Source organism: Paenibacillus sp. Y859 (genome assembly GCF_056786405.1).
On sequence record NZ_JBXCIZ010000003.1, the window covers coordinates 330,625 to 351,483 of the forward strand.

The 20,859-nt window shown below is 41.8% G+C and carries 20 protein-coding genes; 14 read left to right on the forward strand and 6 right to left on the reverse strand.

What is annotated here, in order from left to right:
- Nucleotides 1-31 precede the first annotated feature (31 nt).
- The 5 genes from sdhB (at nt 32) to AC1TO8_RS10590 (ending at nt 4,023) form a co-directional block, all read left to right on the forward strand.
- Nucleotides 32-796: a succinate dehydrogenase iron-sulfur subunit gene (gene sdhB / locus AC1TO8_RS10570; RefSeq protein ID WP_482055564.1), complete on the forward strand. Its 765-nt coding sequence runs from the start codon at nt 32-34 to the stop codon at nt 794-796.
- Nucleotides 797-868: 72 nt separating this feature from the next.
- Entirely contained in the window at nt 869-1,705 is an 837-nt protein-coding gene (locus AC1TO8_RS10575) for an AAC(3) family N-acetyltransferase (RefSeq protein WP_482055565.1), read from the forward strand.
- A gap of 25 nt (nt 1,706-1,730) precedes the next feature.
- Nucleotides 1,731-2,513: a DUF3891 family protein gene (locus AC1TO8_RS10580; RefSeq protein ID WP_482055566.1), complete on the forward strand. Its 783-nt coding sequence runs from the start codon at nt 1,731-1,733 to the stop codon at nt 2,511-2,513.
- 31 nt (nt 2,514-2,544) lie between these two features.
- Nucleotides 2,545-3,423 (forward strand): metallophosphoesterase, encoded by an 879-nt coding sequence (locus AC1TO8_RS10585; protein WP_482055567.1) that lies wholly within the window; start codon nt 2,545-2,547, stop codon nt 3,421-3,423.
- Nucleotides 3,424-3,429: 6 nt separating this feature from the next.
- Nucleotides 3,430-4,023: a GNAT family N-acetyltransferase gene (locus AC1TO8_RS10590; RefSeq protein WP_482055568.1), complete on the forward strand. Its 594-nt coding sequence runs from the start codon at nt 3,430-3,432 to the stop codon at nt 4,021-4,023.
- Between the two features lie 112 nt (nt 4,024-4,135).
- On the opposite strand, the gene AC1TO8_RS10595 is transcribed toward AC1TO8_RS10590, so the two are convergent.
- Nucleotides 4,136-4,948, reverse strand: coding sequence for a histidinol-phosphatase (locus AC1TO8_RS10595; RefSeq protein WP_482055569.1), 813 nt, complete (start codon nt 4,946-4,948; stop codon nt 4,136-4,138).
- Nucleotides 4,949-4,979: 31 nt separating this feature from the next.
- Nucleotides 4,980-5,882 (reverse strand): LysR family transcriptional regulator, encoded by a 903-nt coding sequence (locus tag AC1TO8_RS10600; RefSeq protein ID WP_482055570.1) that lies wholly within the window; start codon nt 5,880-5,882, stop codon nt 4,980-4,982.
- Nucleotides 5,883-6,224: 342 nt separating this feature from the next.
- On the opposite strand from AC1TO8_RS10600, the gene AC1TO8_RS10605 reads away from it, so the two are divergent.
- The 5 genes from AC1TO8_RS10605 (at nt 6,225) to AC1TO8_RS10625 (ending at nt 11,201) form a co-directional block, all read left to right on the forward strand.
- On the forward strand, nt 6,225-6,683 hold the full coding sequence (locus tag AC1TO8_RS10605; protein ID WP_482055571.1) for a chemotaxis protein CheX: 459 nt from the start codon (nt 6,225-6,227) through the stop codon (nt 6,681-6,683).
- A gap of 40 nt (nt 6,684-6,723) precedes the next feature.
- Nucleotides 6,724-7,497 carry an SDR family NAD(P)-dependent oxidoreductase gene (locus AC1TO8_RS10610; RefSeq protein ID WP_482055572.1) on the forward strand — a complete coding sequence of 258 codons (774 nt, stop codon included), beginning with the start codon at nt 6,724-6,726 and terminating at the stop codon, nt 7,495-7,497.
- 146 nt (nt 7,498-7,643) lie between these two features.
- On the forward strand, nt 7,644-9,131 hold the full coding sequence (locus tag AC1TO8_RS10615) for a DEAD/DEAH box helicase (protein WP_482055573.1): 1,488 nt from the start codon (nt 7,644-7,646) through the stop codon (nt 9,129-9,131).
- A gap of 103 nt (nt 9,132-9,234) precedes the next feature.
- The gene (locus AC1TO8_RS10620) at nt 9,235-9,981 is read left to right on the forward strand and encodes an ABC transporter ATP-binding protein (RefSeq protein ID WP_482055574.1); all 747 of its coding nucleotides are present in this window, start codon (nt 9,235-9,237) and stop codon (nt 9,979-9,981) included.
- A gap of 2 nt (nt 9,982-9,983) precedes the next feature.
- Nucleotides 9,984-11,201 (forward strand): ABC transporter permease, encoded by a 1,218-nt coding sequence (locus AC1TO8_RS10625; RefSeq protein WP_482055676.1) that lies wholly within the window; start codon nt 9,984-9,986, stop codon nt 11,199-11,201.
- A gap of 64 nt (nt 11,202-11,265) precedes the next feature.
- Here the strand turns inward: AC1TO8_RS10625 and AC1TO8_RS10630 are convergent, their stop codons facing one another.
- The 3 genes from AC1TO8_RS10630 to AC1TO8_RS10640 all read right to left on the reverse strand — a co-directional run bounded on the left by AC1TO8_RS10630 (nt 11,266) and on the right by AC1TO8_RS10640 (nt 13,533).
- Complete coding sequence (locus AC1TO8_RS10630) at nt 11,266-11,382, reverse strand: YjcZ family sporulation protein (RefSeq protein ID WP_482055575.1); 117 nt, start codon at nt 11,380-11,382, stop codon at nt 11,266-11,268.
- Between the two features lie 128 nt (nt 11,383-11,510).
- The gene (locus AC1TO8_RS10635) at nt 11,511-12,818 is read right to left on the reverse strand and encodes an aminotransferase class I/II-fold pyridoxal phosphate-dependent enzyme (protein ID WP_482055677.1); all 1,308 of its coding nucleotides are present in this window, start codon (nt 12,816-12,818) and stop codon (nt 11,511-11,513) included.
- Between the two features lie 100 nt (nt 12,819-12,918).
- Nucleotides 12,919-13,533, reverse strand: a complete 615-nt coding sequence (locus tag AC1TO8_RS10640; protein WP_482055576.1) for a pyridoxamine 5'-phosphate oxidase family protein — start codon at nt 13,531-13,533, stop codon at nt 12,919-12,921.
- A gap of 149 nt (nt 13,534-13,682) precedes the next feature.
- On the opposite strand from AC1TO8_RS10640, the gene pdxR reads away from it, so the two are divergent.
- The 3 genes from pdxR to AC1TO8_RS10655 all read left to right on the forward strand — a co-directional run bounded on the left by pdxR (nt 13,683) and on the right by AC1TO8_RS10655 (nt 16,861).
- Nucleotides 13,683-15,131 carry a MocR-like pyridoxine biosynthesis transcription factor PdxR gene (gene pdxR, locus AC1TO8_RS10645; RefSeq protein ID WP_482055577.1) on the forward strand — a complete coding sequence of 483 codons (1,449 nt, stop codon included), beginning with the start codon at nt 13,683-13,685 and terminating at the stop codon, nt 15,129-15,131.
- A gap of 64 nt (nt 15,132-15,195) precedes the next feature.
- The gene (locus AC1TO8_RS10650; RefSeq protein WP_482055578.1) at nt 15,196-15,981 is read left to right on the forward strand and encodes a helix-turn-helix domain-containing protein; all 786 of its coding nucleotides are present in this window, start codon (nt 15,196-15,198) and stop codon (nt 15,979-15,981) included.
- A gap of 25 nt (nt 15,982-16,006) precedes the next feature.
- Nucleotides 16,007-16,861: an SDR family oxidoreductase gene (locus tag AC1TO8_RS10655; protein ID WP_482055579.1), complete on the forward strand. Its 855-nt coding sequence runs from the start codon at nt 16,007-16,009 to the stop codon at nt 16,859-16,861.
- On the opposite strand, the gene asd is transcribed toward AC1TO8_RS10655, so the two are convergent.
- Nucleotides 16,858-17,664, reverse strand: a complete 807-nt coding sequence (gene asd / locus AC1TO8_RS10660; protein WP_482055580.1) for an archaetidylserine decarboxylase — start codon at nt 17,662-17,664, stop codon at nt 16,858-16,860. The two genes, AC1TO8_RS10655 and asd, sit on opposite strands and share 4 nt — an antisense overlap.
- 440 nt (nt 17,665-18,104) lie before the next feature.
- Here asd and AC1TO8_RS10665 point away from each other — a divergent pair, with 440 nt between their 5' ends.
- Nucleotides 18,105-20,714: a WIAG-tail domain gene (locus AC1TO8_RS10665; RefSeq protein ID WP_482055581.1), complete on the forward strand. Its 2,610-nt coding sequence runs from the start codon at nt 18,105-18,107 to the stop codon at nt 20,712-20,714.
- Nucleotides 20,715-20,859: the final 145 nt, after the last annotated feature.

Here is a 20,859-nt window from a genome sequence, read left to right on the forward strand (position 1 = left end):
GAAACGCTCAAAACATTGGGGAGGAATTGATATGGCGGAAACAGCTGTAGCTAAGAAAAATGTTAAGTTTATTATTACTCGTCAGGATTCACCGGATTCCAAACCTTATACGGAGGAATTTGAAGTTCCATACCGTCCGAATATGAACGTCATTAGTTCACTCATGGAAATTCAGCGGAATCCAGTGAATAGCTTAGGTGAGAATATTGCTCCTGTATGCTGGGATTCCAATTGCTTGGAAGAAGTGTGTGGTGCTTGTTCAATGGTTATTAACGGTAAGCCACGGCAGGCCTGCGCAGCACTTATCGATAATTTGGAACAACCAGTACGCTTACAACCGATGAGTACATTTCCTGTCGTTCGTGACCTTGTGATCGACCGTAATCGAATGTTTAAGGCACTCAAGCAAGTGAAAGCATGGATTCCAATCGATGGAACATACGATCTGGGACCTGGACCGCGTATGCCAGAAAAGAAACGTCAATGGGCCTATGAATTGTCTAAATGTATGACATGTGGCGTATGCCTTGAAGCCTGTCCCAACGTGAATGAGAAGACGGACTTCATTGGACCTGCAGCTATATCACAGGTGAGGCTCTTTAATGCTCATCCTACGGGTGAAATGAATTCTGAGGAGCGGTTGGATGCTTTAATGGAGGACGGCGGTATAGATGGCTGTGGTAACTCACAGAACTGTGTGCGTTCCTGTCCCAAAGGTATTCCACTTACAACTTCCATTGCTGAAATGAATAAAGACACAACAAAACATATGTTTAAGCGTTGGTTGGGAGTATAATAAAAGCTTGAAATAATAACACCTCTACGATTCGCAACTTCTGCGATACTATAGAGGTGTTATTTGTGGAGAATGGACAGCTCACAAAATTTAGGAATGGAGGAGAATATATTGATTATTGATCGACCGATAACGAGCGCCGATATGATGAGAGATTGCAAAAAACTCGGAATACGTCCTGGTATGTCTTTATTAGTTCATTCTTCCTTGAAAAGCATCGGTGGTTGGATCGTAGGAGGAGCAGAAGCCGTGATTCTGGCATTAGAGAATGTACTAGGAGACGAGGGTACACTTATTATGCCTACACAATCGTCTAATCTTACAGATCCAGAGACTTGGATGAATCCGCCAGCAGACCCTCAGTGGTGGCACCTTATCCGCGAGAGTATGCCTCCGTATGATCCGGATTTCACGGTGACCACAGGAATGGGGATGATTCCAGAAACATTTCGCAAACAGTCTGAAGTTTGGCGTAGCGCTCATCCTCACACATCTTTCGCTGCTAGGGGGAGACTTGCTAAATACTTCATGGAGTCTCACCCGTTAGATTATAGTTTAGGAGAGAGTTCACCACTCGCAAAAATGTTTGAGATGGATACCTATGTGTTATTGTTAGGAACGACTCATGATAGTAATACGTCTTTTCATCTGGCAGAATATCGAGCCTCATACCGCGGGAAGAAGGAAATTGAGTCCAAAGCACCCATAAAGGGTAAACAAAATACAGAGTGGAGATCATATCAAGACATTAATTTTCATTCGGATGATTTTCAAATCATAGGATCGGATTTCGAACGGTATCGTTCTGAACAATGTATACGTGGGAACATTGGTAAATCGCCTTGTATGCTTGCCAAACAAAGAGATTTGGTGAATTATGCGGTGTCTTGGTTAGAGAATAATCGATAATCACACTTCCTAAGGAGGAATCGATATGATATGCAGAGAACGTAAAGAGGAATGGGTCATGATTACGCAACATGACCACGGAGTGCTCGCAGGTCAATTTGCTAAGGCATTTAATTCAGTAAGCTTCCGAAGTAGTAAACGTTGGGAAGAAGCTATATTCGCGGTGACTGAGCATGATCGGGGATGGATTGATTTGGATGACATGCCTTTTTGGAATGATGCACAGAACGCACCTTATACGTTTATTGATTTACCCCTCGCAACGAAGCTTGCATTCTACAGAAGAGGATTAGATGAAATCGAATCGACAAGCCTATACGCAGCATTAATATGTAGTTTGCATTTCGAGAACCTTCTGAACCAAGCAGACCTTGAACATCCAACACTTACGAAGTATATGCAACATGAACAGAAGCGTAGAGATCATATACAGTTATTGCTGGGTGGAACCGAATTAGTTGTAGAAGGCGAACTTACTTACGATCTTCAAGTATTGAAATTCTGTGATGATTTATCTTTATACCTATGTTTGAATGAACCGGGAATTGCTAAGGAACATGAGCATCCTTGGTTTCGTGATGGATTCGCTGTTTCGAAACAATTTGATTGTACTCATGGGGGAATGATTCAGGGATTCTGGAAGGACCAATCGACAGTGGAATTAACCAATTATCCATTTGACTCTGCCTTTTCAATTAAGTTACCTTGTAGATATGTATCCAAGATGGATATTCAAAAGATGGGTATAGTCGAAGCTTTCTTGAATAGTGAAGAAATAAATTACTCTATTCAAATTCAGAGTAGGTAATCAATATTTAATATATTGGAGACGATGTATCATGATGAATAATGAGAAAGCTCAATATTCCTCGAAGAAGATGTCACGAAGACAGTTTCTACAGATAAGTATATCAACGGTTATGGGTGCAGGGTTGCTTACAAGTGGATATGCATGGCTATGGGAACCGAGGCAGCTCTCTGTTGAACGGGTACAATTATATTTCAAAACGCTTCCGTCAGCCTTTGATGGATTGAAAGTGGTTCAGTTTAGTGATGTACATCTAGGTTTTCACTTCGATAGTAAGAGGGTGAAGAATCTAGTTAAAGCGATCTCAAGTCAATCGGCAGATATTATTTGCTTCACGGGAGATATGGTTGATCGCGATTCAGAATCATTAATCGAAGCCATTCCAGACTTATCTTCACTTCAGGCTCCGTTAGGGAAATATGCTGTATTAGGTAACCATGATCATTGGGGGCAACCCGCTGAAGTTAAGCGTATGCTACAACAGTCTGGGTTCACTGTTCTTGAGAATACTCATGTGATTGTGAGGAAACAAGATAGCATGTTTGCTATTGTAGGATTAGAAGATCAACTACACGGTAATCCTGACCCCAAGAGAGCACTGGAGGGTATAACGGAAGGTACCTTTTCACTATTACTCATGCATGAACCTGATTATGCTGATACTGCGGCGCTATATCCATTTAATATTCAACTATCAGGACATAGCCATGGTGGGCAGGTGAGGTTACCCTTCCTCGGAGCAGTAATTACCCCTCTGGGTTCAAGGCGATATATACAGGGGCTCTACAAGCTGGAATCCAGTGGAATGCAGTTATATGTGAATCGTGGGGTGGGAGTTACGCAATTGCCAATAAGATTTCTATGTAGACCTGAACTAACTGTATTTACTTTGAATAAGTCTGGAGAGTGAACAGGTATGTTGGGGAACGTTGGGCCTATGGATTTGTCTGATCTACATAGCGAAAGGATACAGCTAAGACGGATTGAGCGATCGGATAAGGAACAATTATGGTCAATTCTTTCTGATCATCAAGCGATCCATTCTGTAGCAATATATAAGGATCATACTTATTATCAATCTAGAAAGATACTTGACCAAATTTTAAGTCGTGACGTGGAGCATAATCTTCATTTCGGAATCTGTCTGGGTAAAGAGGATCATCTCCTAGGGTTCATCTCCCTCCAAAGTTGGAGTAAGATTCAATCTATGGCGACGTTAGGTTACATGCTTGATCGATCATTCTGGGGACAGGGATTGGCTACAGAGTCGGTGGGGATTCTGATGAACTTCGGTTTCATGGAGCTTGGATTGAAAAGAGTTGAGGGAAGATGTCGTGAAGATAATATCGCTTCGGAAAAGGTACTGATAAAGAATGGATTCATTTGGGATCGAATACATCCGAAGAGGTATGGAGAACAGGATCTAACGAGTAAGATCAACATATTCAGTCTGAACGCAACATGTTTTAGAGAATATAGAGAAAGTAATTGTTACACAAATGAAATATAACAGTTACGTAACTCTAACAGAGAGTGGTTATACTGATTACATAACCCCCTTTTGAAATATAAATACATTTAGGACCCGTTGATAACGGGTCCCCTTTTTTTTATCCTTATTTTCAAATGAAAGGGACAACATGCTTCTGCTTCTGTTTATAGTATACCCATTCTTTGAAACCGATCTCCTTGAGTGTTGAGCGTACTTCTAGTAATTCATCTCCAACACGTTCAGGAATATGTGCATCAGATCCGAATGTGACATCCACGCCATAATAGAGTGCTCTTTCTAATAGGGCATTTGAAGGATACCATCCCCCGCATTTCTTTGTCTTACCTGATGTGTTAATCTCTATAGCCACACCACATTCAGCTATGGTCTTCATAGTTTCATCGATGACTTCATTAGCTGGAATGTCGGAAAATGCAGGATAATAACCTTTCATGGCATCGATATGTCCGAGTATTTGGAAGATACCACTTTTTGCAGATTGCTGTATCAATCCATAATATTCCTTTTTAACGTCAACCTGCTGTTTAGTATTTAAGCTAGACCAACGATTCTTGTTGAAAATGCTAACATCATCTACTTGATGAACAGATCCAATAATATAATCAAAGGGATATTCTGAGAGCGTTTGTCGATAAAGATCAGCTTGTTCCTGGAAAAAGTCAGATTCAATACCGAGCAAAACATCAATTTTACCTGCGTATTCTTCCTTAAGCTGAAGGACTTCTTGTACATAATTCGCCAATTCAGATTTTGCCATAGTGATTAACGGAAACGCCCGGTCTTCTTCTCTATGGAAGTAAGGAGTATGGTCAGAAATACCGATCACCTGAAGTCCAGAGGAAATAGCTGATTCGATATAATCTCGGATATCGCCATCGGCATGCCCACAACGATAATGATGTGTATGAATATCAAATTTCAAGGGTTGCACACTCCTCTTAATTATATATAAATTATTCAGAACTGATAAATTCTGTCTCAGGCATTCCTTTTAGATCGCTTAGAAATTGCTGCATGGCAGAGTTAAGATATCTTCCTGACTTATAAATGACACCAACAGGATGAGTGACCTCAAGTTCGAAGAACGGGATGATCTTTAGTGTGCCCAAACGTAGTTCTCTAGAGACAGATAATTTGGAAATAATACCTGCACCGAGGTTAAGCTCCACCATACGTTTTATTTCTTCACTGCTAGAAAGCTCCATGATTACATTAGGAGTAATATTATGCTTTTTGAAAATTTCATCAACAAATTTACGTCCAACCGTATCGCCAGTAAGTAAAATAAGTGGTAAACCATGTAGCTCTTCGATCGATGCTACAGGTTTTTGAGATAGAGGGTGCTTGGGAGTGACGACAAGTTCAAAAGTGTCATAGTAAAGTACTGAAGTAATTAAATTAGGATTACGTTCAATAAGATATCCAATTCCAACATCAATTTGTCCATTCACTACGCTATTGTACACTTGGGACGATGCCATAGATTGAATTCTGGTTTTGATGAGTGGGAACTGGTCTTGGTAATAAGATAGGACTCGGGGAAGTATCTGTATAGCAATGGAAGTGGTTGTTCCAAGAACGATATGCCCTTGAGGTGTGTCATTCAAATCAGAGAGACGTTGTTTTAATTCCTCAACAATGGACAGAATACGCTCGGTATGATCTAAGAATACTTCACCTCGATCTGTTAACGTGACAGGCTGACTTCGATCCACAAGTACCGTGTTAAACTCATCTTCGAGACTTTTAATTTGAGCGGATACGGCTGGTTGTGTTAGATTAAGTAATTCTCCTGCTTTTCGAAAACTCATCGTTTTTGAAATGGTTACAAGTGTCTCCAGCTGACTGATATTCACGTTATTCCTCCTCTTTATACGCACTTAATTCATATTATCGTTACAATACGTTATATAAAATTATAGATGATACTCTAATTCAGAGCAATGGAAGTCTGGATATATTATTAATTTAATGTTTGAGTACCATTCAGAAACTGGTATTAAAGTCCGATAGATATAGATATGTACTTTTTCGAAGAGTGTATAGAGTACGGATTATTTAGGTATAAGGGATCAAAAACATTAAATATTATATAAATGGTGTCATAATCTTGGGATTAAAGTATAATTATTTTGATGAAATATAGGGACTTTTGGCTCCATAACCATAAGTTCAATGGAAAGAGGCGCAATTAAACGATGAAAGCTGAGATTATTAATCCATTTCTAGAATCTGCTAGGGTTGTTATCGAGCAAGTTATTCAAGTATCTCCTTCTACTGGAATGCTAGGTATTAAGACAATTGAATTTACTAAAGGTGATATATGGATTCAAGTGGGTATGACAGGGCAGCTCTCTGGTAATATAGTATTCGGATTGAAGGAGACGGTTGCATTAAAGATTGTATCGGTTATGATGGGCGGCTTTATTCTAACGGAAATGGACGAAATGGGACAGAGTGCAATATCTGAACTTGGAAATATGATTAGTGGTAATGCTAGCACCATTCTTTCCAATCAGGGTGTAACGGTTGATATTACACCACCTAGAATTGTTACACCGGAGAATAATTCCCTGATTCTAACTAAAAAGGCACTAAGTATTCCACTCAAGATGGATGGAATTGGAGAGATGGATATTCAAGTGATGATATCTTAGAATAGAGAAACAAGGTAGTTCTAGGGGAAAGGAAAAGATCATGTTGAAAGATAAAGTAGTTGTTATTACGGGAGCCTCTAGTGGGATTGGTGCATTGGCTGCGAAGTATCTTTCAGAGCAGGGTGCTATTCCAGTGTTACTTGCCCGCTCGAAGGAGAAGCTAGAGTTCGTAGGAGCGCAGTTAACGGGGAAATACGAGCTCATTGTGATGGATGTAACACAACAGGAACAAGTACAACAGGTGATCAACGGAGTGATACAACGATACGGAAGAATTGATGTTCTTTTGAATAATGCGGGGTATGGTAAATTTGATTCTATTCTAGAGATGAATGTAGACGAATTCAGTGAAATGATGGATGTAAATTATATGGGAACAGTGAGATGTACGAAGGCGGTTCTGCCTGATATGTTGATGAGGGGAGATGGGCATATCGTGAATGTAGCCTCCATGGCAGCTAAGATTGGAACAGCGAGGTCTACTTCATATACGGCGACTAAACATGCTGTTTATGGATTTAGTAATAGTCTGCGCCAAGAGCTGCGGGGGACTGGGATTACGGTATCTACGGTCAATCCGGGACCGATCGATACGCCATTCTTTGAATTGGCAGATCCTTCAGGGAAGTACTTATCTAATATAGGTTGGTTTGTTATGAAGCCTACGCATGTTGCTCGTAAGATGGTTAGACTTATTGATCGTAAACAGGAGGAGATTAACCTTCCCTGGTTGGCTGCTGTTGGGATGCGTATATATCAACTATTCCCTCGTTTGGCGGACAGATTAACATATAGAATGATGAATAAGAAATAAGAGAACCGGCTCATATGGGACGGTTTTTTCTAATTATTTGGAGGGATTTCTATTTTAGCATATAATGTATAGATGCGAGTTCAAAAAGCCATATTTTTTGAACAACCTCTAATTAGGAATGATTTGAACATAAAGGATGGACTTACATGAATATAACTACTTTTAGTGAATTAGGTATTCGAATGGATTTAGTGAATAAACTATCTGAATTTGAAATACACGAACCCTCACCTGTACAAGCTGAGGTTATACCAGCAGTATTGCAAGGAAAGGATGTGCTCGCTCATTCGCAGACGGGAACAGGAAAGACGCTTGCTTATTTGCTTCCTATTCTCGAAAAGATTGATCCTGAACTTAAATTCGTTCAAAAGCTGATTATTGCGCCTACGCAAGAACTGGCTATGCAAATTGTGCGTGAAAGTGAACGGTATGGAGAGGATAGAGGTGTTCGTGTTCTGGCACTCATTGGTGGAGCGTCAACGAAACGTCAATTGGAGAAGTTGCGGCTTAATCCCCAATTAATCGTTGGAACTCCCGGAAGAGTAAGAGAATTGATCGAAACGCGCAAGCTCAGAATGCATCAAGTTAACATGATTGTTGTAGATGAAGTTGACCAAGTGTTCCAATTGGGTGCAGCGGGTGACGTAAGTCGTATTATTCGCAGTACTATGCGTGATCGACAACTGGTGTTTCTGTCTGCAACGATTAGTAAAGAGTCGGCAGCGCTGGTAAGTAGAGAAATGAAGGAACCCGTAGTAGTTGGGATAGCTCCTGAGCAAATGACAGCTTCCGGGCTAGAGCATTTCTATTTTATTGCAGAAGAACGGGATAAGCCAGACACGCTACGTCGTCTAATCCGTCATTACAATCCTAAAAAGGCGCTCGTCTTCGTGAACACGACAGAGGATATAGCGGAAGTAGAGGCGAAGATGAACCATTTAGGGATTACGACGCAGGCACTTTATGGGGATGCTGACAAAATGGCCCGTAGTGGGGTGTTGGATCGATTTCGTAAAGGTAAATTTAAATTGCTTGTAGCTAGTGATTTAGCAGCGCGTGGATTGGATATTGAAGGGTTAACGATGGTTATTAACTATGATCCACCAACAAATTCGGAGCATTACGTGCATCGTGCAGGTCGAACAGGAAGAATGGGACGTAGTGGAACGGTACTCTCCATCATTACGGATCGTCAGACATTTATTATAAAGAAGTTTATCAAAGAGCTTAAGACCCCGATTGGACTTCGAACGATGTCATTGGGCAAGGTGATTGAACCTGGCAAAGAGAACTTAAAGGTTAGAGAAGTTCCAGGTTCATTTAAGGAAGCGAAAACAGCCAATCGTTCAGGTGAAGAAAGTAGTAAACGTAGGGATGAAGCTCAGAAAAGACAAGGAAATCTTACAACAAATGAGCGGAAGCCATCCATCGATAATAAGCCAGTACAGATTGAGGCCATAGAATATACACAGCAAAGTGCTAGCAGTGAGTCTTTCACACCACCAGTTCAGATGACGGAGGCCCCACGTAAGTCAGCTCGGAACTCTACTGGAGCTAGTAAAAGTGAGCGGGAGCGTATACGTAAAAACAAAGGTGCACCGAAATGGTTGAAAAATAAGCCGCCGCGCACATAAAATACGAGTTTGAAAAGTTGAATTTTGAACAGCCTGCTAAAATGTATCTCTGCTCCCATGAGCCTGCAAATGGATTGTATTTATCAAAATTGAGGTGATAATAATGAGTGAAACACCAGTATTAGATATTCAAGGATTAACTGGAGGTTACAGTCTGAATCGTCCTGTATTGCATGATGTTCAGCTTCAGGTGGGGACAGGGGAAATGATCGGTTTAATCGGGCTGAACGGGGCCGGTAAAAGTACAACGATGAAGCATATTCTTGGTCTCATGACACCTCAAAAAGGGGATATTCGCGTTAAAGGAAAGAAGCGGGAAGAAGATTCTGAAGCATATCATAATGCTCTTGCATTCGTACCGGAATCTCCGTTACTTTACGAGGAAATGACCGTTAGGGAGCATTTGGAATTTACCGCAAGAGCTTACGGGGTGTCCAAGGATGACTTCGAGGAACGCTCCCAGAAGCTAATGGCATTATTTCATATGGAAGATAAGATGGATAGTTTATCGATTCATTTGTCTAAAGGGATGAAACAAAAGGTGATGATCATGTGTGCGTTTGTGGCACGACCATCCCTTTATATTATTGATGAGCCTTTCCTCGGTCTTGATCCACTTGGGATTCGATCGTTGCTGGATTTCATGGTGGAGTTAAAAGCAGGTGGTTCCTCGATTCTACTAAGTTCACATATTCTATCGACTATTGAGAATTACTGTGATCGATTTATCGTCTTGCATCAAGGAAGCATTATTGCGCAAGGCACACTTGAACAAATTGCTGAACAAGTAGGCAAGCCAGGTGTCCCGTTGGAGGAACTTTTCTACACGCTTGTACAAGGTAGGGTTTGATGATGGATCTGAAGAGTCTCCGTATTCAACGACGTCGTCAATTTTGGGGAGAGATCATTCCCTATTTAGGGTATGTCATGCAAAGTGGCGTGGCCGTCATGTTCCTATTTATGTTTATTGCTTTCTCTGCATGGTATACATCATTAGTACAACATATTCCAGCAGAATTACCTATTCGCTGGATCATGTTGGTTGTATTACTTCCGCTAACTGCTCAGAGTAATTTCCGTACATATCTACAATTTCCTGATGTTGTATTCCTTCTCCCGCAAGAATCGAAGATGAAGAGTTATTTATCAGGCAGTTGGATTAGCAGTGTGATGTACAAGCTAGTTGGACTGACACTGGTATTTCTGACAGCATGGCCACTGTACTTTCGAAGTGATATTACACCGAAGCCATTTTGGATTTTTCTGATTCTCCTTTTTATATTGAAGATCATATCAAGCTATGGTGGCTGGAAAGAGCTCTCAATGGTGTCTATTCGAGCTTCTAAAGGATATCGCTTACTGCGGTGGGTAGTGATGGCATTGGGCCTGTCCGCATGGCTATGGCAGCCCGTGGGGAAGAGTCTTATTTATGTTCTTCTACTTCTAGTAACCTATGTCATATCATTGTCATTCCCAGTGAAGCATTTAGTTGCATGGGAGCGATTGATTGCGAAAGAACAATCTCAAATTGGCCGAGTGATGATGGTGTTAGGATGGTTTGTTAATGTTCCAGAGCGGCAACAACGTGTGTATCCTCGTCGTTTACTCTCTAAAGTGGGAAGCCAACTCTCATGGGTACGAAGTTCCGCGTATAGATATCTTATTACGAAGAGTTTCGTGCGTAGCGATATATTTGGAATTGTTATGCGTGCTAGCTTACTAGGTATATTACTAGCATGGTGGACACGTGGTAGCTTGCTGGGAAGTGGCATTTACTTATTCTTTCTGTTCTTGGTTGGCGTACAGTTATCTTCGCTACAAGGTTATCATCGAGATTCCTTTTGGCTGAATATTTATCCGATTCCGAGTAATAGCAGACAACGTAATGTAACGATATTTGTATTTCAAGTTCATTTGTTATTGGCGATTATTCTTTGGTTACCCTTATGGGGGGATGGATGGGCGCATGTAAGCTTGACGATGAGTACGCTTGCTGCTGGAATCGTTATGTCATTTCTCATTCGAGGTGTACTCTCTCGTAAGATTAATAAGGAAATTGATGAAGATTAGTTAATATATGAACAAACAGGCCGGGGAGTGATCTCTCCGGCCTGTTATTAATTACGATGTTAAATTAGATCCAGAAGGATTTAGTGATAATAACCAACAAAATGAACAGGACTAAGATCGCGCCAGTATTAGTAAACATTCCCCCACCATATCCGCCTCTAACTTCTTCTACTCCGCTCATATTAATTCCCCTCTCATACATGATGTGTTTCGGTACTACACCGTATTGTATGAAAGTAAGGAATTGAGTGCTTGGGTATTACCCCATACTTGTTAAAAATGAAGTCATGATAGAGGTTGTTCAAAAACTCATTCGTTAGAGCTAGATTGTAAATCCTGAATACCTTTATAAATCAATTCGTATAAATCCTCAAGGTATTCTTCGTCAATACAGGAGAAAGCAATTCTCAAATCATGCTCCCCTAAAGCGATAGTTCCCACACCGTATTCTTGAATCAAATGGATACGTAAAGCTTCAGCCTTTACTGTCTTCAATTTCAAGCACATGAAATATCCGGAGTTGAAAGGGTAGTACTCCCATACCTCATTGTATGCGTCATTATCGAGCAAGGCCTTTACACGATTGGCGCGCCCCTTCATAATTTGGAATTTTTCTTCCTTTTGGGCTGCAAATTCAGGAGCCTTCAGAGCTTCGAGTATAAAGGTTTGAGAAGGGTGTGGCCCGCTTGAGATCGTCGCACGGATAATGCCTAATGTCTTTTGTTCAAGAGCAACTAGCACATCTGTATTATCAGAGGCATAGGTGATGAATCCAACACGGAAACCCCATACGAATTCTTCCTTGGTAGCTCCGTCTATTTTGATTGGAAGCACGCGAGGATGGATTCCTGCTAGCTTACCAAATAATGATTCTTTCATGGAATCTTCAAAGAAGAGGGCAAAGTAGGCATCGTCTGTTACGACAACAACATTGATTCCAGCTTCTGCAGCTTCTTTAATGACGGCAACAATTTCTTCGCCTTCTTTGAGACCTGGCGTATAACCTGTTGGATTGTTAGGGAAATTGAGCAAAACAATAGCTTTACCCTTGCTCTGTTGAGCTAATAAGGTTTCCCGAAGTCCAGCACTATTGAAAGACATGTCATCCGTAAATAGTGGGTAGTTAATGGTCTCACCATGGCGACGAACACCAAAGGTTAGTTCATAATTCTCCCAATTTTTATCAGGATAGATGACAGCATCGCCTTCATCAACAAATAAATCGGCGATGATACTAAGTCCGTGTGTCAGTGCATTAGTGACAACGGGATTACCAAAAGACTTATCATGTAGAGAAGGATTCTCTTGTAGCATCTTGCTCCGCCATACGCTCCGAAGTTCCGGCTTTCCTGCCGGAGGAGCATAACTATATAGATCTTTAGGTTGGAATGCGGATAGTTTGTCTTGAATGACTTTCAGATGCATGGGAACTCCGCCTTCAGTGGCAATGCCTATCGTTGCATTATATTTCTTCGCATGGGCTGTTGCTTCAGCGGATTGGCTAAGAATCCCCTCTTTAGGAAAATAAATCTCTTTTCCAAGGGTTGATAACATGTCATACACATGCGTATTTCCAGCTTTAATATTCTCATTTAACTGTTCAGCAAGTTGGTTCATAATGTCCATCCTTCCAAGTTTGTATAATGTGAGGATTTTTCCGTTTTCGCTGGACATATTATACCACCTAGTAAGTAAACAGTCACTGATAATTACTGAATCACTGCATATGAGGACAGTATTTCTTCATATGTTTAATTGTCTCTTGATCACGCTCTCGTCCTCTATGTTCGAGTCCAGTGATCACTTTATCCATGGCAGTCTCAGATAAATTCTGTCCGAATTTAAATTTAGCCGATAAGTGGGTCGTTATTATTTTCATGATGGCCACTCCGCGAAGTCGTGAGGCATATCGAGGATCCACAGGATCAATAGGATCGAATCCTCCCTCTGGTTGTAGTTTTTTCATGAATAAAGTAAATATCCTTCCTTTTTCTTCTAGTCCATCAACGACTTCAGCCTTTCCGCTGACCGTTACACTCTTGAAGTAAGCTGTAGCAGGACAAGCTAATGTGGGATCACTGAAATAGGAAGGTATCAATGCGTATTCATCAGCAACTGTAAAGCTGACTTGATCATTGGAACGCATATGATTCATTTTTTCTCCGACACGACTTCCATGGAAATAAAAGCAACCTTGATCATATATGAAATTGAGCGGAGTCACTCGTGGGCTACCGAATTCATTGACAGTTCCTAGAAATCCGAAGCTCATTCCTGATAAGAATTCGATTACTTCCCCCTCTTCTTGTACACTAAACTCTTGTCTTCTCATGGCAACGATCTCCTAATCTGTAATTGGGTTGGTTGAATCACTATGATTCATAACAATATCGTATAATAATAATTGACAAGTAATAAGATCCAATTTGGGTTATATTTTATAGGCCACTCAATTTACTAAGGATAGAAGAAGGTGATGGAATGGAGTTGTCTTTGCCATTAGACTCCTATTTGGAGAAGTATCGATATAAATATGTAGCGATCTATTATGCATTACGTGACGCTATTCTCGAAGGGAGATTGTCTTCAGGCTCCAAGCTTCCTTCTACTCGTTATTTAGCGAATCTGTATAATATCTCGCGCGGATCTGTTGCCCAGAGTTACGATATGTTACTTGCTGAGGGGTACGTTCAAATGATTGTAGGAAAGGGAACCTTTGTTACTCATGCGGGTCCCACTCCGGCAACTGAAGAACAGGACTTTAGTGCAGATATCACGCTCTCTTCTTGGGGGAAAAGATTGCTAAGTCAGCATCGAACCCATTACGATAAACCGAAACTTGAAGGAGGAATTAGCTTTCTGCTTGAAGGGATGCCCATGGAATACTTCCCTTATGATGAATGGCGAAGTGCGCTAGCTTACGCAGGTGGTAAAGGTGGCGGAGATTTAGCAGTTATTGCTCGTCCTGAAGGAGATGCTGAGCTACGCGAAGCTATTGCAGGGCATCTACGGATTACCCGTGGTATTGCAGTAGAAGCTTCTAACGTCGTTCTATTTAGTGGCTCTATGCAAGGGATTGCCATTCTATCACAGCTTCTGGTGAATGAGGGGGAATCGGTTGTGGTGGAAGATCCAGGTTACCATGGTATTCGTAATGCGATTCAAGCGTGTGGAGGCAAGATTGTAAGAGGAGATGTAGATGAGGAAGGATTAATACCGAAAGAGTGGAATGCACGGGTACTCTTCGTGACCCCTAGTCGTCAATTTCCTACGGGTGCTGTACTCTCATTAGACCGACGTAGGCAGATATTGAAATGGGTACAGAAGCAAGAGGGTGTCATTGTTGAAGATGATTATGATAGTGAATTTCGCTGGGGAGGTCGTCCAATTGAGCCGCTCAAGGCATTGGATTCGGATGGTAGAGTCATCTATGTAGGCTCCTTTTCAAAAACGATGTTCGCTGGATTACGCTTAGGTTACGCAATATTACCGAATGCACTTGTTGAGCCTGTCGTGCAAGCTAAAGCGTTATACGATCCCATTTCTCCAGGGCTATTGGAGCAGAGGGCACTTGCACATTTCATGATCCATGGACATTATAACCGGCATCTCCGGCGAATGAGACGGATATATAGAGTGCGGTATGACCGACTTTATTCTCTAATGTCAGATCATCTGAGTGATATATTCTGTCTTATTAAAGGAGATGCAGGATTGCATATTTATGCGAATTGGCAGCGTTCAGCAGAGGAATATGAAGCTTTTAAAGTGGCAGCGAAGTTGAGAAATGTGGACTTTAGGGATGCTTCAACATATAGAATCATACCTGGGCCTTTAGGAGCTTGCTTTGGGTTTGTTCACCTCGATGATGATCAGGTGGTAGAAGGGGTGCACCGGCTTGCGACAGCATGGATGGATGTGCAACAATGATTTGAAATAGCATGAGATGAACTGCTAGTAGAGTTAAATATTTTAGATAGGAGAGGATTAGGACATGCTACATGCTTCGCCGTCTTCCTTTGAGATCAAGCCCTCTGTAGCCAAAATTGTATGTGAGCCTACATGGAAATGGCAAAAAAGAGAGAAAGCATTGCCCAATTACGATCTCTTCTACGTCTGGGGTGGCGAAGGGACACTAATAAGGAATGATAAATCATATGAAATAGCTAAAGGAAGTTGTTTTCTATTTCGACCTGGGGATCATACGAGCGCTATACATAATCCAAAGAAGCCATTGATCCTGAGTTATATTCACTTTGACGTGTTGGAACCCATAACGGGTGTTCCTCTTCCCTATCGAATCATTCGTGAGACAGTTGACTTTGAATATATGTTAGCTCGTTACGTGCGTTTGTTTCTAGTGGCAACCTATGCTGCTAAGGAGGAAGGTCAGCTTATTCTTAAGCAGCTTATGATCCATTTAATGCGTGAAGATCAGGAGCAACCTGTTCAGAGAATGGTAAGTAATCATTTATCAGAAGCTATACACGAAATTGCTAACTACATATTACAACACCCCGGAACTCAACATCGTGTGGCAAATTTAGCAGCTCGTGCAGGATTGTCACCACGCTATTTCTCTATTAAATTTAAAGAAATCATAGGTTCGTCTGTTCAGTCCTATAGTATTAAGATGCGAATCGAAAGAGCACAGCATCTACTGCTGTATGCAGGTATGAATGTGACAGAAGTGGCAGAGACTCTCGGGTATCGTGATATCTTCTTTTTTAGCAGACAATTTAAACAATATACAGGTCATAATCCATCAGAAATCCGTTAGAATAGGAAGGGAATGGTCATGAGTTATGAACAATAAGACAGATCGGATTGCACTTGTGACCGGATGCTCGAGTGGCTTCGGTCTACTTACCAGTGTAGAGCTTGCGCGGAAGGGGTTTACCGTTGTATCAGGTATGCGTCGACCAGAGGACAAAGATTCGTTGATGCGAGCGGCCCAGATGGCAGGCGTGGAATCTTTAATCGAAGTAGTTGAAATGGATATTCAGAATGAAGAACAGGTACATCAAGTAGTCAAACAGATTAAAGAACGGTACGGGCGACTAGACGTATTAGTAAATAATGCTGGTGCAGCTTACGGAGGGATGATTGAAGAGGTACCTCTTTCCGTATGGAAGGAGCAGTTTGAGGTCAATTTTATAGGGATGGTCTGTGTTACTCAAGCCGTACTCCCTTTAATGAGGGAGGGAAATGGAGGACGCATTATTCAGATGAGCAGCATAAGTGGGGAGGTTGGGTTTCCTGGATTTGGACCCTATGCATCCTCTAAATTCGCATTAGAAGGATTCAGCGAATGCCTCGCCATGGAAGTGAAGCAGTTCGGTATTCATGTTGTATTGGTGGAGCCTGGAGCTTATGGGACACCGATCTGGGGGAAGAGCTTCTCTCAATTAAGAACAGCATCCCATTCTCCTTATAAAGGTTTACTGGATCGTATTCTACAATATTCGCAACGGAGTGAGACAGGCGGTGGTGACCCTGTGGATGTGGCTCTACTCATCACAAAAATTGCCACCGTACACTCTCCAGCATTTCGTTATCGTATTCCTCGGGGGACAGCTTTAACGGTGATTGCCAAACATGTATTACCAGATCGTTGGTTCCAATTCATGATCCTGTATATCCTAAATAAGAAGAACTAGCGATGCCCACTTTGTGGACAAGGATGAAGCTCACCTAATCGTTGTCCCATTCGTACGGCATCTCCAGGTTTTAGATCATCACGGGGAGTAAAAGTACCGTTCTCCATCAATAGAACTACAGTGGATCCGAATTCGAAATAGGCAAGATCATCGCCTTTACTCCATTGGCTCACAGACTTGTCGGTGTATTGGATACTGCTGACATTCATCGCGCCCACTTTGATGACAGCCACTTCCCCAAAAGAATGTGCTATGTACGTGATGAGTCTTTCGTTACGACTTAGTACTGAGGGCATATGTGTCATTCCGAAATCATTCACGGGATAAACACGCCCACGAATATGTTCACTCTCCGTCTTCACGCCCGTTACTGGTGAGTGGATGCGATGATAATCGGTTGGACTCAAGTAAAGAACGAATACATAACCGTTCTTGTACAGCTCTAAATGTGGGGAGTGATGAAGAATGTCCTCTACAGAATAATTTTGTCCTTTTACATTTAGAATAGTCCCTGATGAAATGTCACCCATTGCCGTGATTCGGGCATCCACGGGACTAGTTAAGGAATGCTCACCCGTATCAATGGGTCTCATTCCAGGTTTTAGCTTGCGAGTAAAGAATGCATTAAGAGAATGGTATTCACTTATATCTTTTTCCGCTTCAGATGCGGGTATTTGATAGTTTCGTATAAACGTTGGGATGACGTAGCGACTTACACCACTATGAGAAAAGCGACCCATGATTCGGGATAGCGATTTTCTTGAGGAGAGTTCCGTCATCAGTCGAAGTATTTTTTTTGCCATCGTTATTCTCCCTTCAGAGGTTACCTAATCGTTCTGTAATATACTGGCATAGATTAGATGTTAAATCAATAAAAATGGTTAATATTATTAGAGGTTGTTCAAAAAGTCATCTTTTGATCACGAAGTATAGCGGGAGGCTAATTCGACATCGAATATTGAATTCAGCTGGTCCTTCCGGTGCTCACGTAGGTACTGCCTACGCTCCGCTCCTCACTCCCTATCTTCATTCAATCTTCTCGGTGCTGAAAAGCTGACTTTTTGAACACGCACTATTACATAAGAAATAATCCGAACCCTGATGTGTTGGATAGAACTCGTGTATTCAGCAGAATAGCGAACTATGGAATGGCAAGATTACTATTTTCATTCAAAATTGTGACATCAGCCTAAGTGCCTGCATAGGATGCCAAAGATCGTTATGTCAGGAAGGAGAGAATGCTTTGAAAAAAAGGATGAAGAACTATTCAGCGAAAGCTAATAAGCGGCTCTATTATGTAGATAATCCAGATATACAAGAGCTGAATTTGATGAGTAAATCCAAACGATTGGAAAAAACTAGAAAAGTAGCTAATATTAATTCCATAGCAACGGAGGTCCCAATAGAGGAAGATCCCTCACTTGCTGTCCTCTCAAATATGGCTGGACCAAATTCCGAAACAGTAGATTCATGGCAAGAATACTTAAATGAAACAGAAGTTACAGAAACGGAAATTACAGCATATGAAGAAGGGAATCATTTGGAATCGATTTTAGCAGAGAAAAAGATGCCGGGTTCCCCGCAAGCGTTCATTTATGCAGACGACCTCAGTTACGCATCTGTGACAGGTGATAAAATAGCGATTGGGGCAATTGATAGCTCCAAACTACAACCAGGGATTATCGGGAGTGAGGCTATTGCAGATCATGCGGTGACTCACATTCAACTTGCGGACGATTCAGTTATTTCTTCCAAAATTGCTCTAGGGTCAATTACAGAGGAGCATATTGCGGATAGCGCTGTTACAGGAAGTAAGATCCGTGATCGTTCCATCGATGAGGATAAGATTAAGGATGGTAGTATCACCTCATCCAAATTAGCCGATCAGATCATCGATGCGAGCAAAATTGCGGATGGTTCAATAAGACTACGCCATCTTAGTCATGTATTTATTTCCAGTGATATGCTGCAGGATCAGTCCGTGACAACTAACAAAATTGCCGGATCTAGTATTCAGGATCACCACTTGATGAATGAGTCTATTACGACTTCTAAGCTAAGTGAAGGAGCAGTTACAACTTCTAAGATTCGGAGTGGTGAAATAACGGGTGATAAGCTGCAGGATAATACGGTTGAAGGACGTCATTTAAGTAAACGATCCGTAACTGCAGAGCATGTGGCGTTTGAAGCCATTGGCAGGGAACAACTGGCTCTCGAGAGTGTCAGTTCAGAGCATATCGCTGCTGGTTCTATCGAGAGTATTCATTTACAACAAGGGGCCGTAACTTCGGAAATCTTAGCGCATGATGCAATCACAGAACGACATTTAGCAGAAGTAATCTTGAGTGGGAATCAAATCGGGCAAGGTGAAGTGAGTAACAGACACCTTGCTGACCAAAGCGTTGGCTCTACCAAGCTCGCAGATCAATCGGTGAGTACGAATCATATCGTAGAGCAGACGATAACAGCATCCAAAATTGCGGATCAGAGCATTCTTCCGAACAAGATTGTAAATGAGGCGATCATGGCAAGGCATATCGCGAAATCAGCAATACAAGACATCCATATTGCGAAGGATACTATAAATACTAGTCACATTCGTTCAGGAGCGATTAGAGGCGAACATATTGATGTAGCCAGTATTGCAAAGTTACATCTAGAAGATCATGCAGTCACCTCTGATAAAATAGACCTTTATTCAATTGAGGGTAAACATATTACAGATAGCTCAATTGAAACGCGTCATATCAAAGAAGGTGGAATTACGACTGAGAAACTTGCCGATAGGAGCGTGACGTTCGGCAAAATAAGTACGGGAGCAGTCGGAAGTAAGGCCATTGAAGAACAGGCTGTGACTTCCAAGCATATTGCTTTGGAAGCTGTTACTAATGAGCATATTGCAGTCAATAGTATTGGTTCAACAGAGTTGCAAAAAGATGCTATTCATTCCCTTCATATCGCGCACAATACTATATATAATCAACATTTACAGGCTGGAAGTGTGGATACCGCAAACTTGAAGGATGCGTCTGTAACCGGAGAGAAATTATCCTTGGGTAGTGTTAAGACAGAGCAGTTAGGACATGGGATTGTGTTTTCACAGAATCTCGCCGACTATGCGGTTACCTCGCTTAAGTTATCACCTGAAAGTGTCTCAACTGACAAAATTCAGGATTTATCTGTGACTTCGTCTAAATTTGCGGATGGGAGTATCGGTTCGTCAAAGATTGCCCTTGCCTCTATCTTAAGTGAGCATATCTCGAGAGCAGCTGTAGGGGGAGATGCCTTGGCAGAAGGGGCAGTGACAGGGGAGAAACTCGGAGCGTCAGCTGTAGGCAGTGCTGCGCTGCAAGATGGGGCGGTAACGGTAGCGAAGCTTGGTGCAGAATCCGTAGGAAGCGCGGCGCTACAGTCAGGCGCGGTAGCGGGAGAGCACCTGCAAGCGGAAAGCGTGCAGGAGTGGCACTTGGGGCCTAGTGTAGTGGGTATGGGACACTTGCAGGAGGATGCTGTTAAAGGTATACATCTAAGTTCGAAATCTGTAAATTTCGAACATCTCACGTTTACGCCTGTGTATAGCAGTTCCGAGAAGCCCACGCTGCAACAGTATGGTATGACACCCTTTATGTTCAAGGTGGGAGAAAGTAGTGTAGAAGTCCCTATCTCTATTGAAGAGCCATTCATGAATATTCACTATGTGATAGTTGCCATGTGTAATCATCCTGATTTCTACGCCTCACTACAATCTCAGGATGTAGATCATGCAATTATAGAAGTTATTCGGCGTCCTGGGGGTTCGCAGTTATTGGGGTATTTATCTTGGATAGCAGTTGGAACAGCACCCCATGCATAGAATATGATTGAGGAAGCGTACACTCCTTTACTTCAACATAGTAAGGGAGTTTTTTTGGGGATAAGTTAAAAAGATTGGGAATTATCGTGACTGTCCTCTTGCAGAAGGCATATGATACTGTAGGCGGAAGCGGATGGGGTAGGGA

What these genes read in the sequence shown, in the direction of transcription:
- AC1TO8_RS10655 (WP_482055579.1), top strand. Translation starts at nt 16,007, where the DNA reads ATGAACAATAAGACAGATCGGATTGCACTTGTGACCGGATGCTCGAGT.
- asd (WP_482055580.1), bottom strand. Translation starts at nt 17,664, where the DNA reads ATGGCAAAAAAAATACTTCGACTGATGACGGAACTCTCCTCAAGAAAA.
- AC1TO8_RS10630 (WP_482055575.1), bottom strand. Translation starts at nt 11,382, where the DNA reads ATGAGCGGAGTAGAAGAAGTTAGAGGCGGATATGGTGGGGGAATGTTT.
- sdhB (WP_482055564.1), top strand. Translation starts at nt 32, where the DNA reads ATGGCGGAAACAGCTGTAGCTAAGAAAAATGTTAAGTTTATTATTACT.
- AC1TO8_RS10590 (WP_482055568.1), top strand. Translation starts at nt 3,430, where the DNA reads ATGTTGGGGAACGTTGGGCCTATGGATTTGTCTGATCTACATAGCGAA.
- AC1TO8_RS10635 (WP_482055677.1), bottom strand. Translation starts at nt 12,818, where the DNA reads ATGAACCAACTTGCTGAACAGTTAAATGAGAATATTAAAGCTGGAAAT.
- AC1TO8_RS10650 (WP_482055578.1), top strand. Translation starts at nt 15,196, where the DNA reads ATGCTACATGCTTCGCCGTCTTCCTTTGAGATCAAGCCCTCTGTAGCC.
- AC1TO8_RS10640 (WP_482055576.1), bottom strand. Translation starts at nt 13,533, where the DNA reads ATGAGAAGACAAGAGTTTAGTGTACAAGAAGAGGGGGAAGTAATCGAA.
- AC1TO8_RS10625 (WP_482055676.1), top strand. Translation starts at nt 9,984, where the DNA reads ATGGATCTGAAGAGTCTCCGTATTCAACGACGTCGTCAATTTTGGGGA.
- AC1TO8_RS10585 (WP_482055567.1), top strand. Translation starts at nt 2,545, where the DNA reads ATGATGAATAATGAGAAAGCTCAATATTCCTCGAAGAAGATGTCACGA.
- AC1TO8_RS10605 (WP_482055571.1), top strand. Translation starts at nt 6,225, where the DNA reads ATGAAAGCTGAGATTATTAATCCATTTCTAGAATCTGCTAGGGTTGTT.
- AC1TO8_RS10615 (WP_482055573.1), top strand. Translation starts at nt 7,644, where the DNA reads ATGAATATAACTACTTTTAGTGAATTAGGTATTCGAATGGATTTAGTG.
- AC1TO8_RS10610 (WP_482055572.1), top strand. Translation starts at nt 6,724, where the DNA reads ATGTTGAAAGATAAAGTAGTTGTTATTACGGGAGCCTCTAGTGGGATT.
- AC1TO8_RS10620 (WP_482055574.1), top strand. Translation starts at nt 9,235, where the DNA reads ATGAGTGAAACACCAGTATTAGATATTCAAGGATTAACTGGAGGTTAC.
- AC1TO8_RS10580 (WP_482055566.1), top strand. Translation starts at nt 1,731, where the DNA reads ATGATATGCAGAGAACGTAAAGAGGAATGGGTCATGATTACGCAACAT.
- pdxR (WP_482055577.1), top strand. Translation starts at nt 13,683, where the DNA reads ATGGAGTTGTCTTTGCCATTAGACTCCTATTTGGAGAAGTATCGATAT.
- AC1TO8_RS10575 (WP_482055565.1), top strand. Translation starts at nt 869, where the DNA reads ATGGACAGCTCACAAAATTTAGGAATGGAGGAGAATATATTGATTATT.